The sequence below is a fragment of the Holophagaceae bacterium genome, from assembly GCA_016720465.1.
GTDB lineage: Bacteria > Acidobacteriota > Holophagae > Holophagales > Holophagaceae > JANXPB01.
Genome location: JADKKO010000003.1, coordinates 70390 through 85568, shown reverse-complemented (window position 1 = coordinate 85568; position 15179 = coordinate 70390). Strand labels below are relative to the sequence as shown.

General features: G+C 64.4%; 8 protein-coding genes. 7 read left to right on the top strand and 1 reads right to left on the bottom strand.

The window, feature by feature from the left end; translation table 11 throughout:
- Positions 1-3: 3 nt before the first annotated feature.
- From IPQ13_07210 to IPQ13_07190, 5 genes are all read left to right on the top strand, one after another.
- Positions 4-5394 carry a PAS domain S-box protein gene (locus tag IPQ13_07210; protein ID MBL0210686.1) on the top strand — a complete coding sequence of 1797 codons (5391 nt, stop codon included), beginning with the start codon at positions 4-6 and terminating at the stop codon, positions 5392-5394.
- 149 nt (positions 5395-5543) lie between these two features.
- A complete protein-coding gene (locus IPQ13_07205; protein ID MBL0210685.1) occupies positions 5544-6233 on the top strand; it encodes an NAD(P)H-binding protein in 690 nt (229 codons plus the stop codon).
- A gap of 598 nt (positions 6234-6831) precedes the next feature.
- Positions 6832-8187, top strand: a complete 1356-nt coding sequence (locus IPQ13_07200; GenBank protein ID MBL0210684.1) for a hypothetical protein — start codon at positions 6832-6834, stop codon at positions 8185-8187.
- A gap of 173 nt (positions 8188-8360) precedes the next feature.
- Positions 8361-9101 (top strand): SIMPL domain-containing protein, encoded by a 741-nt coding sequence (locus tag IPQ13_07195; GenBank protein MBL0210683.1) that lies wholly within the window; start codon positions 8361-8363, stop codon positions 9099-9101.
- A gap of 75 nt (positions 9102-9176) precedes the next feature.
- A complete protein-coding gene (locus IPQ13_07190; protein ID MBL0210682.1) occupies positions 9177-10271 on the top strand; it encodes an NAD(P)/FAD-dependent oxidoreductase in 1095 nt (364 codons plus the stop codon).
- 422 nt (positions 10272-10693) lie between these two features.
- Here IPQ13_07190 and tadA read toward each other — a convergent pair whose 3' ends face one another.
- On the bottom strand, positions 10694-12193 hold the full coding sequence (gene tadA, locus IPQ13_07185) for a Flp pilus assembly complex ATPase component TadA (protein MBL0210681.1): 1500 nt from the start codon (positions 12191-12193) through the stop codon (positions 10694-10696).
- 136 nt (positions 12194-12329) lie between these two features.
- On the opposite strand from tadA, the gene IPQ13_07180 reads away from it, so the two are divergent.
- On the top strand, positions 12330-14444 hold the full coding sequence (locus IPQ13_07180) for an ATP-dependent DNA helicase RecG (GenBank protein ID MBL0210680.1): 2115 nt from the start codon (positions 12330-12332) through the stop codon (positions 14442-14444).
- 98 nt (positions 14445-14542) lie between these two features.
- Entirely contained in the window at positions 14543-14929 is a 387-nt protein-coding gene (locus IPQ13_07175; protein ID MBL0210679.1) for a nuclear transport factor 2 family protein, read from the top strand.
- Positions 14930-15179 lie beyond the last annotated feature (250 nt).

Sequence of the window (15179 nt, the reverse complement as noted above, 5' to 3'; positions counted from 1 at the left end):
CCTTTGCAGGCAGCGCCCAAACCGGAAAAAGTCGCCATCCAGCTCAAATGGAAACACCAGTTCCAGTTCGCGGGCTACTACGCGGCCCAGCGCATGGGGTACTTCACCGCTGAGGGGCTCGACGTCCACCTGGTGGAGGGCGGCCCGCACCGGGACCCCGTCCGGGAAGTGACGGCGGGCAAGGCGGCCTACGGCATCGGCGATTCGGATCTGCTGGTGGCCCGGGCCCAGGGCCTGCCGGTGGTGGTGGTGGCGGCCATCTTCCAGCACTCGCCCTACGTGCTGATGACCCGCGCCGCGGACGGTTTGATCGAGCCCAAGGATCTGGTGGGCAAACGGGTGATGGTGGAATTCAACCAGGGAGACATCCAGACCCGGGCGATGTTCATGCACGAGGGCATCGACCCTTCCAGCATCACCTTCCTGCCGCAGTCCTGGAATTTCCGGGACCTCCAGGAAGGCCGCACGGACGCCATGTCCGGGTACTACGGCGTGGAGCCCTACCAACTGGAGCAGGCGGGGATCCCGGTCAAGCTGATCCGGCCCGCGGAGCACGGCATCGACTTCTACGGCGATTGCCTTTTCACGACCACTGAGGAGGCGCGGGACCATCCGGAGCGGGTGGAAGCGGTCCGCCGGGCGGTGGCCAAAGGCTGGAATTACGCCTTGCAGCACCCGGAAGAGGTCAGCGGCTGGATCCTCGCAATGCCAGGAGCCAAGGAGCGAGGCCTCCGTCCAGGAAATATGGTTGCCGAGGCCCAAGCCATGAAGATCCTCATCCTTCCAGACATCGTCCCGGTGGGCTCGATCAACAAGGAACGATGGGACAGGACCCTCGCGATCTACAAACAACTCGGGATCCTGCCCGCCACCATGCGCCTGGATGGATTCCTGTTCGACCCCGACCGGCTGAGATCCGCCCGGACCAAGGACCGGCTGATCCTCACGGCTATGATCGTGGCCGGGGTGATCCTCGTTTTCCTGGCCTGGATCTATCTGCTGCGGCGGCGGGTGGAGCGGAGCACCGCCGCCCTGACCGAGAGTGAAGACCGTTACAGGCAGCTGGTGCAGACCGCGCCCGAGGCGATCTTTATCGAGTTCGAAGGCCGGTTTGATTACTTGAATCCAGCCGCGGTGGAACTCTTCGGCCTGCATTCAGCCGAAGAATTGATCGGCCATTCGGTATTGGAGAATGTCCACGAGGACGACAAACCCCGCATCCAGGAGCGCGTGCAGGGCTTCCAGGAACATCCCGAGGCCCTCCGCCGGACGGGTCTGCGGCTTCATCGGCCTAACGGCAAGGTGGTGGAAGTGGAAGCCATGACCTCCCCCATTCCCTGGAAAGGGGGCGTGGGAGGCCGGGTCTTCCTCCGCGACATCACCGAACGCAATGCCGCCTGGCAGGCCATGGCCGAAAGCGAGGAGAACTACCGGCAGCTCGTGGAGAACTCGCCAGACTGCATCTTCGTGGCCAATGGCGGCGTGTTCCGCTATGTGAACCCCGCGGGCCTGAAGTTGTTCGAAGTGGAGTCCGATGAGGAGGTCCTCGGCAAGTCCGTGCTGGATTTCCTCCACCCCAAGGACCGCATCATGATGGAGGAGAGGGGTTGGCGCTTCCTTGAGACCGGAGCCATGATGCCGGCCCAGGAACTGCGCGTGGTGGGCCATGGCGGCCGCGTCACGCCCGTGGAGGTCACCATCACGCGGGTCCGTTTCCAGGGGGAAGTGGCAGCCCGGGTGTTCATGCGGGACATCTCGGAATGGAAACATGCAGAAGCGGCCCTGAAGAACAGCCAGGGCATCCTCCGCGGATTTTTCGATGGAGCCCCCTTCCAGATGGGCGTCACGGAATTCACCGAGGACCAGGATGTGGTCCTGGTCTCCGTCAACACCGCCGCCGCAGATTCCATGGGCATCGGCGTGAAAGACGCCCCGGGCCTGCGCATCGGCGACCTTGGCTTCACGGGGCCGTACCGGGGCGTCTGGGTGGAGGAGTACCGCCGGGCCCTGGAAACCCGCGAGCCGGTGCATTTTGAAAGGGAACTGTCCCTCGCGGGCCTGAACCTTCGCTGGGCCATCACGCTCGCCTACATCGGGCCGGGCCCCCATGGCCGTCCGCGCTTCGCCTACCTGGTGGAGGATGTGACCGAACGCCACAGGCTGGCCCGGGACCTGGAAGAGCGGGAAGCCACCCTCCGGGCCTTCTACGATGGGGCGCCCATGATGATGGGCGTCTCCGAGGTGACTCCCGAGGGGGAGATGCTCGCGGTGTCCATCAACGAGGCTATGGCCCGCAGTTTCGGCAGGCCGGCGTCCGAAATCGCCGGGGCCACCGCCCGCCAGGTCGGGATGAGGCCCGGGGACCACGACACCTGGCTGAAGCACTACAGGGAAGCCGAGGCGGCGGGGCATCCCATCCACTTCGTTCTCGCCGGCCAGATGCGGGACCGCAAACGCAGCCTCTCGGTGACCATCGCCCCCCTTGGCACGACCGCCGGCGGGAATCCGCGGTTCTGTTTCATTTCCGAAGACATCACCGAACTCGTCCGGGACCAGGAAGCGCTGCGCGTGAGCGAATCCCGACTGGAGGAGGCCCAGCGGCTCGCCCACCTGGGAAGCTGGAACTGGGATCTGGCCACCCAGGTGCTGGTCTGGTCCGACGAGCTATGCCGCATCTACGGGGTCGACCCGGACAGCCACAAGCCGTCCTTCGAGGATTTCCTTCAGCGCGTCCATCCCGAGGACCGGGCGGAGATCGAGCGGCTGGTGGAGCAGGCCAAGGTCGACCTGAAACCTTTCAGCCACGAGTCCCGGATCGTCCGGCCGGATGGCGCAGTCCGGGTCATCTTCGATTATGCGGAAGTGCTCGTTGATGAAAAAGGCCTGCTGAAGGGCATCGGCGGCGCCTGCATGGACCTCACCGAACGCAAACAGGCCGAAAAGACGCAGGAGGCGCTGCACAGCATTTCCGAAGCCGCCCATTCCGCCGCGACGCTCCCGGACCTGTTCCGCCGGATCCACGAAATCATCGGCGGGCTGCTGCCGGCTCCGAACTTCTTCGTGGCGCTTTATGACGAGCGGAAGGATGAACTGACCTTCCCCTACTTCGTGGACGAACAGGACCCGCCGCCGGGGATCCGGAAGCTCGACGACGGCACCCTCACCGGCCAGGTGATCCGCACGGGAAAGGCGCTGCTCCTGACCCGGGAGACCCGGGAAGATGGCACCGGACTACTGCTGCCGGTGGTGGGCTCGGATTCCATGGAATGGGTCGGCGTGCCCCTCAAGTCCCGGTCGCGCACCCTCGGCGCCCTGGTGCTGCAGAGCTACTCCGGGGACATCGCCTACACCAGCCGGGACAAGGCCCTGCTCGAATTCGTGTCCGGCCAGGTGGCCGTGGCCATTGAACGCAAGCAGGCCGAGCAGGAGCTGCGGGACCAGAACGACCTCTACTTGATGGTCCAGCGGGCCACCAGTGACGTGATCTGGGTCCGGGACATCGCCACGGACACCCTGGCCTGGAGCGACACCATCACCGCCACCTTCGGGTATCCCATCGCGGAAGTCCCCGCCACCCGGCAGTGGTGGATCGACCGCATCCATCCAGAGGACCGGGAGCGGGCCCTCGACGGCATCCGGGCCACCATCGAGGAAGGCGGCACCGTCTGGTCCGACGAGTACCGGTTCCGGCATATGGACGGCCATTACACCCAGGTGCTCGACCGCGGGTGCGTGGTGAAGGACGCCGACGGCCGGATCACCCGGATGGTGGGCGCCATGGCGGACCTGTCGCTCCGCATCCGCGCGGAGGAGGCCCAGGCCGCCAACCAGGCCAAGTCGGAATTCCTGGCCACCATGACCCACGAGCTGCGCACCCCCATGATCGGCATGCTGGGGATGGTGGAGATCCTGTCGCATACGAAGCTGGATCCTGATCAGCGCAGCGCCCTGGGCACCATCCAGTCCTCCGCCCGCGCCCTGCTGGGGATCATCGGCGACATCCTGGACTTCTCCAAGATCGAGGCGGGAAAACTGGAGCTGGAACCCGTGGCGGTCTCCCTGCGGCGAATCGTGGAAGAGGAATTCGCCAGCTACTCCGGAGCCGCCGCCGGCAAGGGATTGCAGGTGGCCTGCGAGATCGACCCGGGGATCGCCGAGGCCCACGTGGCGGATCCAGTGCGGTTCCGGGAGATCCTCGACAATTTCTTCAGCAACGCCCTGAAGTTCACCCACCAGGGCAAGGTGGGCATCCGCGCCGAATTGCTGGGCTCCGACGCGGAGGCCCAGACCCTCGCCTTCCGCGTCTGGGACACGGGCATCGGCGTCTCGCCGGAAAACCAGAAGCGGCTCTTCCAACCCTTCGTGCAGGCGGAGTCCACCACCACCCGACGCTTCGGCGGCACCGGCCTGGGGCTCTCCATCAGCCTGCGCCTGGCCCAGATGATGGGCGGCCGCATCACCATGGACAGCGAGGAAGGCAAGGGCACCACCATGTCCTTCATCGCGGCCTTCCCCCTGGCGGATCCCGCGGACCTGGGCAACGCCGCCCAGGCCGCCGTCTGGGAGCCCGTGGAGCCGCCCGGCCGGGAAGCGGCCCTGGCTGCGGGGTGCCTGATCCTGCTGGCGGAAGACCATGCCACCAACCGCATGGTGCTGACGCGGCAGCTCCAGCTCGCAGGCTACCAGGTGGATGCGGTGGAGGACGGGCTGGCGGCCCTGGAAGCCCTGGGGCAGACGAAGTACGGGCTGCTGCTCACCGATATCCAGATGCCCCACATGGACGGCTACCAGGTGGCCGCGGAGGTCCGCAGGATCGAAACGGAGACCGGGAACCCGCGCATCCCCATCCTTGCCCTGACCGCCAACGCCCTGCACGGCGAACTGGAGCGCTGCCAGGCGGTGGGCATGGACGATTGCATCATCAAGCCGGTGAGCATCCCCGGCCTCGACGCGAAGCTGCGCCAATGGCTTCCGGGAGCGGCAGGCCTCATGGCCCCGAGGCCCGTCGACCCGGATGCGGAACCTTTGCAAGCGGCCATGGAAGCTCCGGGGGCGCCTCCCGTGGACTTCGCCGTCCTGGAGGGTCTGTCGCAGGGCGACCGCGCCGCCACGCTGGAAATCCTGCGGGACTTCCGGGACACCTGCCGGATCGACCTGGCGGGCCTGCGGCTGGCAGTGGATCGGGGGGATCTGGCGGAAGCGGCGCGCGGGGCCCACCGGATCAAGGGCGCCAGCCGGATGGTGGGAGCCGGGCCCCTGGCGGAGGCGGCGGCTCTCCTGGAATCCCGCGCCGGCGCAGGAGAGGGCCACCTGGTGGCCGGGGCGCTCCGGATCGTGGAAGCCGCCTTCGCCGTGCTGGAGAACCTCGTCACCCGGGAATCCGCGCAAGGTTGATACAGATTGATTTAAATAATGATAGAAAAACACAAATAAGACACCAATGATCCTAGAAAGGGCTCCTTGGTCAAGGAATTCCGCGCATCCGCCATTCCACGTATAGTTGCTGCAGCCAACACCACGCGCTGCACCGGGAGAGGGAGGCGATGAAGAAAGTCTGCATTGTCGGCGCGTCCGGAAAGCTCGGGCGGTACATGGTGCAGCATGCGCTGGATCGGGGCTACGAAGTGGTCGGCGTTTGCCGGGAGCGCAGCGTGGGCAAACTCGACCCGTTCAAGGGCCGCATCGCGATCTTCCCCGGAGCGACCAACGACGCACAGGTCATCGAGCGGGCGGTCGAAGGGTGCGACGGGGTGCTCACCGTGCTGGTGCCGTGGGGGGTCCAGCAGTACTCGTCCGGGACGGTGCAGGCGGTGCTCGATCACGCGCGGCCGGGCGCGCGCCTGGTCTTTTCCTGCGGCTGGCACATCTCCCGCGACGGGAAGGACGTGTACTCGCGGACCTTCAAGGCCTTCGTTGCGGCGTTCGGATGGATTGCCCGGCGACTGCGCCTGGTGGAGCTCGACGACCAAGTGGAGGCCTGCCGGAGAGTGTTCGCCAGCGACACCCGGTGGACCGTCGTGCGGGGGAGCGATCTGGAGGAAGGGGAGAGCCAGGGCCTGCCCGTCTGGAGCAGGCATGTGGGTGATCCCGTCCTGGCAAGCAACCTCACGCGCCGGGTGGATTTCGCCCTCTTCATGGTCGCGGCCCTCGAGGATGATGCGCTCGTCCATGAGGCCCCAGCCATCGTCGGTTGCCGGACGCCGTCGGCGCTGGCCTACGGGGCGGGAAGTTAAAATTGGAAGCGCCCATTCTCGGTAAATGTGATTTCATGCGTTTGGCTTGTGCCGACAAAACGCAGGTTCATACCAAGTTGCATTCAAAGATATGAACCACCAAGCCACAAAGGGCACAAAGAGACCCGTCAAGTGCGAGCTTCGCGGATGAAATTCAGGTGGCCCAGCGGCGGGCTCACGCCTAGGTGTGATCCGCGCCGGGCCACCTGAATTTGCGTGCCTTCGGCCCGCAGGCGCTACGCGCCTCGCGAAGCGATTTTGAGTCGAAATCAAGCATGTTGGAGGTTGGCGCTTTTTCTCGGTATCGGAGTATCCGATACGCGGGACAAATTGGAATTTGGTGTCTTGGTGGTGAATATTATTTTTTCGAATGCAAATTCGTATCACGCCTCATCCCGGCTTTGGCTGCTTCACCTTTTGGGCCATGATTGAAAACATCCCCGTGCAGACGAGGCCAATCTCGTCTGAGCGAATCCGGGGGACTTTCACGGAAGAAACATCCATGAATCCCAAATTGTTTCTCGTTGCGGCAATCACCCTCCTTTCCTTCCACTGTGGCGGAGGCGGGAAACAGGAGCCCCCGCCTCCGCTGTTCAAAGTGTCCATCTCTCCCCCCAACGCCACTGTTGTGGCCGGGGGTGGTGTCGAGTTCGTGGGCTCAGCGTCGGATGGGGCCACCCTTGACTGGGAGATCGCCCAACCCAATGGCGGCTCAGTCACGACTTGGCAATATTCCAATTCGGTCGTTTACCAATCCCCAGCCCTGGAAGGCACATTTCAACTCAAAGCCACCCATCCAAAAGACCCGAATAGCACAGCTACCGCCTCCATCCAGGTGAAAGCCAGCGGTGGGGTCTGGGGTGGGGTCAGGGGTTTCCCGACCTTTCGAGACGGGTACTCGGACTACTGGTACACGATCACCGGGCCGACCCTCACGGTGCTCGCCAACGGGAAATGCTTGATTGCCGGCGGGAGCGAATTCTTCGGCCCTGCTCTTGCCTCGGCCGACCTTCTGGATCTACAGACGGGAGATCGGCTGGGCCGCTACCAGGCCACCGGCCCCATGGCCCAAGCGCGGCGGGGCCACGTTGCGACCCTGTTGAATGATGGGCGCGTGCTCATGACTGGCGGAACCAGCGGATCCAACATCTTGGCTTCCACCGAGCTTTTCAATCCCCAGACAAGCACCTTCACGGCCTCAGGCAACATGGCGATTCCACGTGTGGGCCACCAGGCGACCCTCCTGAAGGACGGAAGGGTGCTCATTACTGGAGGGCTCTCACCAGGCCCTTGGAATGGGCAATCGTTCAATTCCCCGACGGCCAAGGTGGAGGTTTTTGATCCCAGTGCGGATGGCGGTCGAGGGCAGTTCCAGACATTGAGTGCGCTGGCGACTGCACGATATTGGCATTCGGCAACAGCCCTGAAGGATGGCAGGGTACTGATCACGGGGGGCGTGAACGGCCCGAATGCCCCCACCGATGTTTTTTCTGGAGCTGAGATCTGGGATTTCAACGCCCAGGCGTCCACCGCCTCCGCTCCGCTCGCCCATTCGAGGGCCAGGCACAACGCGGTGTTGCTGCCCTCGGGGAAGGTCCTTGTGGCCGGTGGGTATATCCCCTCCAATACCACCACTATTTCCGGTTTGACTTCTGCGGAGCTGTTCGATCCTGCGACCAACCAATTCCAGCCGACGGGCGGGATGTCCAATCCCCGCTACGCCTTCGGGATGGTGCTCCTTCCAAACGGCATGGCCATGGCGGTCGCCGGGGGGCGGGCCGACGGCAGCGCTGAGATATTCGATCCCGCTCTGGGGACCTTCCATTCCGGTGGTTTTCCAGGCGGGACTTGGCAGACCCAACGCACCATTGGGCTTCTGCCGGACGGCCGCGTCGTCTTCTCCGGAATGCCTTACAACACGGTGATCAGCACAGTTTCAGTTTTCTATCCTTGAAAAAGTCTCTCCAATTCCGACCCGATGCTTTCATCAAAGGAAATATCTTCACAGCCTGGAACGATCAGATGGCGATACCCTCCGGGGGCCCGGCCCTCCTTCTGGTGGCCTGGGTGGAAACCAAAGAACCATTGAAGTTGAACTTTTCCCCTATGAATCCGCAGGAGGGTTCCATGAAACGCTTTCTGGCTTCGGCCTTGGCAATAGGACTCATGAGCGCCCAGGCACCACTCCTGGCGCTTGAAGAGCCCGCGCCGCGCACCATCACGGTCTCGGGCGAAGCGGAGATGAAGGTGGCGCCGGACGAGGTCATCCTGACGCTGGGCGTGGAGACGCGGCACAAGGAACTGGCGGAAGTCAGGCGGCTGAACGACCAGCGCATGAAGGAGGTGCTGGCGGCGGCGCTGGCGGCGGGCGTCGCGGGCAAGGACATCCGCACCGACTACCTGAACCTCGCGCCCGAGTACGACCACCAGAACCACCGCAGGACCTTCGTGGAATACATCCAGCGCACCACCATCGTCGTCACGCTCCGGGATGTCTCGAAGTTCGAAGCCCTGCTGACCTCGGTGCTGCAGGCCGGCGTCGAATACATCCACGGCATCGATTTCCGCACCAGCGAGCTGCGGAAGCACCGCGACGAGGCGCGGGCGCTGGCCATGAAGGCCGCCAAGGAAAAGGCCATCGCGCTGGCGGGCGCCCTGGGCCAGAAGGTCGGGAAGCCGCGGTCCATCCAAGAGGGCTCGGGCGGCTGGTGGTCCAGCTACGGCGGCTGGTGGGGCCGCGGCTACCAGGGCATGTCCCAGAACATCTCCCAATCCGCCGGAGGCTCCAGTTCAAGCCAGGACGGCCCCTTGGCGCCCGGCACCTTGAGCGTCCGCGGCAACGTGACCATCACTTTCGATCTGGAGTAGAGGACGCCGGCTCCATAAGTCTGCTCGCTCTGCGCGGCGCGGGTGTTTTTAAAGACACTCTCTTAGACTGGTGGCATGGACCGGGTCGAATGCGTGGTGGCAGGTGCTGGGGTCGTGGGCCTGGCGGTGGCGCGGGCGCTGGCGAAGGCGGGCCATGAGGTGCTGATCCTGGAAGCCGGGGACCGCATCGGCACGGGCATCAGTTCCCGCAACAGCGAGGTGGTCCACGCGGGGATCTACTATCCGCAGGACTCGCTCAAGGCTTCGCTGTGCGTATCCGGAAACCGCCTGCTCTACGACTACTGCGCGAGCCGGGGTGTAGCGCACCAGCGCTGCGGCAAGCTGATCGTGGCCACGGAAGCGGATCAGATCGCCGCGCTCCGCGGTGTCCAGGTCCAGGCGTCGGCCAATGGCGTCGAACTGGAATGGCTGGACTCCGCCGCCGCCCTCGAAATGGAGCCCAAGCTCCGCTGCGCCGCGGCCCTGCATTCGCCCGCCACCGGCATCGTAGATAGCCACGGCCTGATGCGGGCCCTGCTGCTGGACGCGGAACAGCAGGGCGCCCAGCTCGTCCTGCGGAGCCCGGTGCTGCGGGGCTGCTCGCTGCGGGAAGGCGTCCTTTTCGAGGTGGGCGGCCCGGAGCCCTCGAGCCTTCTCGCGGATCGCTGCTTCAACTGCGCGGGCCTGGGCGCCCAGGCCCTGGCCATGAGCATCGACGGCATCCGCCCGGAGGCGATCCCGCCCCTGCATCTCTCCAAGGGGACTTATTTTTCACTGCCGGGCGCTGCGCCCTTTTCACGGCTGGTCTATCCAGTGCCCGTGGACGATTGGCTGGGCGTCCACCTGACGCTGGACCTGGCGGGGCAGGCGCGGTTCGGACCCGACGCCGAGTGGGTGGAGGCCATCGACTATGGCGTGGACCCGGCCCGAGCCGAGGCCTTCTATGCGGCGGTGCGGCGCTATTGGCCGGGCTTGCCGGAGGCTTCCCTGCAACCTGCCTACGCGGGCATCCGGCCCAAGCTCCAGGGGCCCGGCGAGCCGGCCCGGGATTTCCTGATCCAGGGCGAAGCCGACCATGGCGTGCCGGGATTGACCAATTTCTTCGGCATCGATTCCCCAGGACTCACCGCCTGCCTGGCCATCGCGCAATACGCAATGGAACGGAATTAAAAATGGCTGTTAAAAAAGTGAATTAACTGAATAGATAATTAATAATAATTAATCATAATTTGACGTTAATGGCACAAAGAAAAATTTTGTTTTTCTTTGCGATGTTTGTGCCCCTTTGTGGCCAATTATCACTTAAGACGGATTCACGTAGCGTAGATATTAAAACAAGCACTCTTAGGAAAATTTGTTGAAAATCCGTATCAATCCGTAGTTTTAAAAACTTATCAACTGGATGCCTAAGGGAGTGAAAAGAAAAAATATTTCAACCACGGATTAACACGGATAAGGATATATTAATTTGGCTTTTCTCCGCTGCCCTCCGCGCGGTGTCGTTTTAGTTATCAGTGTTAATCCGTATTAATCCGTGGTTACAGGAATATAATTGTTATTTTATGTTTTTTGCAATTTGTGGCGATTCGAGATCAGTCCCCGGGTTTTTCTTCGCCATCCTTCCTGGGGTCGAACGGGATCGCGGCCTTTTTGCAGGCCTGGATGAAGGTTTCGCGGTCATGGCATTTCCGGTAGGCCTCCATGGGCTCGATGACCTTGTCCTTGATGAGCTTCACGAGCACCTCGTTCTGCAGCATCTGCCCGTATTGGCGGCCGGTCTTCATGGCGGCCGGGATCTCTTCGATGTCGCCTTTGCGGATCAGGCCCATGATCTGCGGGTTGTTGAAAATGGTCTCGATGGCCGCCACCCGTCCGCCGCCGTTCTTCTTCAGCAGGGTCTGGCAGAGCACGGCCTTCAACGAACTCGCCAGCCGCGCCCGGATGAAGGGCTGGTGGTCCGGTCCGAAGACCTCGCTCAGGCGGCTGATGGCGTCCAGGGCCGAGGTAGCCGAAAGCATCGCGAAAACCAGGCGCCCGGAGCCCGCCGCGTCGAGGGCCAGCTCTACGGTTTCCGCGTCCCGCAGTTCCCCCACCATGAGGATGTCCGGGGCCTGGCGCAGCGCCGCACGGATGGCCTGTTTCTGGCGGGCCGGATCGCGGCCCACTTCCCGCTGGCGCACTAGCGCGTTCCCCTGCAGGAAGGGAAACTCGACAGCGTCCTCGATGGTCACGATGAACCCGTGGCGGGATTCGTGGGCGATGGCCACCAGGGCCGAAACCGTGGTGGTGCGCCCGCTGCCGCTGGGCCCGGCGATGATCACGAGGCCATGGTTGAACTGGACCAGCCGGCGGATGGGAACGCTCAAGCCGAGCGTGTCCGCGTCCGGCACCTCCTTGGGCATGATGCGCATGGCGACCGCGGGGCCCAGCGCATCGTGGAAGATCGATACCCGCAGGCGGCAGTGCCGCACATCGTCCGTATAGGCGAATTCGGTGTCCATGCCCCTTTCAAAAGCATCCCAGTTGGCCTTGGGCGTGATGCCCTTGAGCAGGTCCGAGAGTTCCTGCGCGGGGATGGGCTTGAAGCCCTCCACGGAGCCGATGCGGCCCTGGTGCCGCAGCAGGGGCGATTCCCCCGCGTTCAGGTAGACGTCCGAGCCGCCGAGGTCCAGCATCCAGTTGATGAGGCTGTCCATGCTGAGCACCTTGGCGGGGGCGGGGCCTTTCGGGATCAGGAAATCCCCGGTGCTGGCCTCCTTGGGGGCCGGCATGGCGTCTGAAGTCAGGGCCCGCAGCCGGCCGGCCAGGATGCGCGTCCCGATGGTGCTGCGCTGGAGCAGGAACTGGAAGGGTTCGGTTTCAAAGGTGTAGTCGAACCGCACCTGCTCACCGCGGAGGTAGTTGGTCGACATCTCGTTCGGCAGGATCTCCTTGGCCAGGCCGTCCAGCACCGCCCCCACCAGCTCCTGGGAGCTCAGGGTCACCCGATGGCCTCCGGGGAGTTCCATGGTCGGGAATTGCCCCGGGTCCAGGTGCAGCGTGGCCGCGCCCTTGGCGACCATCTGAGCCAGGAACTTGTCCAGCTTCGCCATGCATCACTCCAGAACACGATTTGGATAATTAAGGCTAATGATAGGCCGAAGCCTGGGCGATGGGCAGAAAAGCCGAGAGGCAGGGGCCGAAGCTCTGGACTCATGGCTTTCCGAGGGAGCCGATACGCTTAGTGCCATGTCCACTCTCGCGCCACTGCCCCTGAGCACCCAGGTCTCGGTGCTCCGTGGCCTGGGGCCTGCGCGGGCGGCGGCCCTGCAGGAAGCGGACATCCACACCCTGCGGGACCTGTTGATGCACCTGCCCTACCGCTACGTGGACCGGGGCTCCATCAAGCCGCTCGGCGATCTGGATATGCGCGGTTTCGAACCGGACCTGGAAGACCGGGAGATCATCACGGTGCTCGGCCAGGTCCAGGATCTTCGCCAGAGCCTGACGCGGATCCAGCGCATGGCCCTGACCGAGGTGCTGCTGAACGATGGCACAGGCGTGTTGAAGTTGGTCTTTTTCAACCAGCCCTACCTCGGACGCAGCCTGAAGATCGGCGACCGGCTGCTGGCCTTCGGGCCGCTGGTGGAGGGCCGCCATGGCCTGGAAATGCGCGGGCCGCAGATCGAACTCATGGGCCGGGCCGGGAATGAACAGGCCAGAGGGGCCGATGGGCTCTGGGTCCGCCGCTACCTGCCGCTCTACCGGAAGCTGGGGCCCATCAGCAGCCTGGTGCGGAAAAAATTGGTGGAGGAGGCCCTGCTCCGGGCCCATCCCCCCGAAGAGTGGCTGCCTCCGGAGCTCTGCCGGCACCTGCCGGATGCACTGGCTTCGCTGCGGCTGCTGCACCAGCCGCCGGACGAAAGCGACGGCCGGCTGTTGAACCAGCGCGAAACGCCCGCCCACCAGCGCCTGGCCACGGAAGAGCTGTTCGCCTTCGCCCTGGGCGTCGAACTCCGCCGCGCGGGGCGGATGAAACGCCGCGGCCTGGTGGTGCCCACGTCGCCGGACCTGCGGGAACGCCTGAAAGCCTTCCTGCCCTTCCACCTCACCGGCGCCCAGCGCAAGGTGTTCAAGGAGATCGTGGACGATCTCACCTCCGGGCGCGTCATGCATCGCCTGCTGCAGGGGGATGTGGGCAGCGGAAAAACGCTGGTCGCCTTTCTTTCCATGGCCATGGTCGCCGAAACGGGTGGCCAGGGCGCCCTGCTCGCACCCACGGAGGTCCTGGCCCGCCAGCATGCCCAGAGCTTCGAGCGGTTGCTGGGGGACGAAGCCCATCGCATCCAATTGCTCCTGGGGCCCATGAAGGCGGCTGAAAAGCGCGAGGCCCTGGCGCGCATCGCCAACGGCGAGGCCCGCTACCTCGTGGGCACCCACGCGCTGTTCCAGGAGGCCGTGGCGTTCAAGGACCTGCGCCTGGTGGTGGTGGACGAACAGCACCGGTTCGGCGTGAAACAGCGCGAGGCCCTGAAGCAGAAGGGCGGCGACCCCCATTGGCTGGTGATGAGCGCCACGCCGATTCCCCGCTCCCTGGCGCTTTCGCTGTTCGGCGATCTGGACCAGTCGGTGCTCGATGCGCTGCCGCCGGGCCGCCAGCCCATCACCACCCGCCTGCTGGAGACCGGCGCCGCGGAGCGGGCCTGGGACCTCGTCGGGACGGAGATCAAGGGGGGGCGCCAGGTTTTCGTGGTGAGTCCGGCCATCGATCCCGCCGATGAGACCAAGGTGAAGCTGCGCGACATCCAGGCCATGGAGAAGCTCATCCGCGCGCGCTTTCCGGGCATCGACATGGAGGTCGTCCATGGGCGCCTCAAACCCGAGGACATGGCCGCGCGCATGGGCCGCTTTGTCCAGGGGGATGCGAAGCTGCTCCTGGCCACCACGGTCATCGAGGTGGGCGTGGATGTTCCCAACGCCACGGTGATGGTGGTGGACCATGCAGAGCGCTTCGGGCTGTCCCAACTGCATCAGCTTCGGGGACGCGTGGGGCGCGGCGCCCATCGCAGCTTTTTCGTGATGATTTCAAGCGTTGAAACCGAACGGCTCCACATCCTGGTGGAAACCCAGGACGGGTTCAGGATCGCGCAGCGGGACCTGGAGATCCGCGGCCCCGGCGAATTTTTCGGCGTCCGGCAGGCGGGCCTGCCGCAGTTCCAGGTGGCGGATCTGGTGAAGGACCGCCAACTCCTGCAGAGCTGCCGGGAGGCGGCGGCCAGGTCCATTGCGGTGGGCCTGACCGAGGCCCAGCGCGAATGGCTGCAACGGGAGCGGGAGCGGCTGAAATTGGCCGAGGTGGTATGAGCCCGGAAAGGGGTGCCTGCGCCTGGCGCTTCGTCACACCGCGAACGCTTCTTGGCATCCAAGGTGGATTACCAGCCATCCACGATCCAGGAGATCCCGTGAGCTCATCCGAACTGCCCCCGATGGTCCAGGCCTACTTCGATGCCATTACAGCCATGGATTTCGAAAAGGCCTCGGCCTGTTTCACGACGCCCTGCCATCACCAGGACCCCATCGGCAGCCCCGTGAACACCTCACCAGCGGACGTGAAGCAATTTTTTGAAGGCCTTGGTTCGCTTTTCGCCTCGGTGCGGCTCAGCCCCCGGGAGGTCCATGGCGCGGGCTCCGAGCGGGCCATCGCCTTCCGCGGGGAGGGCAGGGGCCGCAACGGCGCCGACGTGGTTTTCGAAGGCATCGACGTCATCCGCCTGGATGCTTCCGGCCGCATCGCCGAGCTCCGCGCCTTCTGGGATCCCGGTCCCACCGTCGCGAAATTGATGGCTTAGGGCGAAATTATTGAATAGAACCGCGCGGAGGGTAGCGGAGGAGAGACAGAGGGAAGCTGAGAAATAATTTCCTGGTTATCCCCCAATCTCAGCCGAGGAAGCGTGCCCGCGAAGGGCCGCGAAGCCGCTGCGCTCTGGCGAAGGGCCGCGAAAAGTGAATTCAACCCGGTATCGCTTCGCGGGGGCGCGTAGCGCCCGCGGGCCTCTGGGCCCGCGAATTCAGGCGGCCCGGCGACGGGCTCGCACCAAG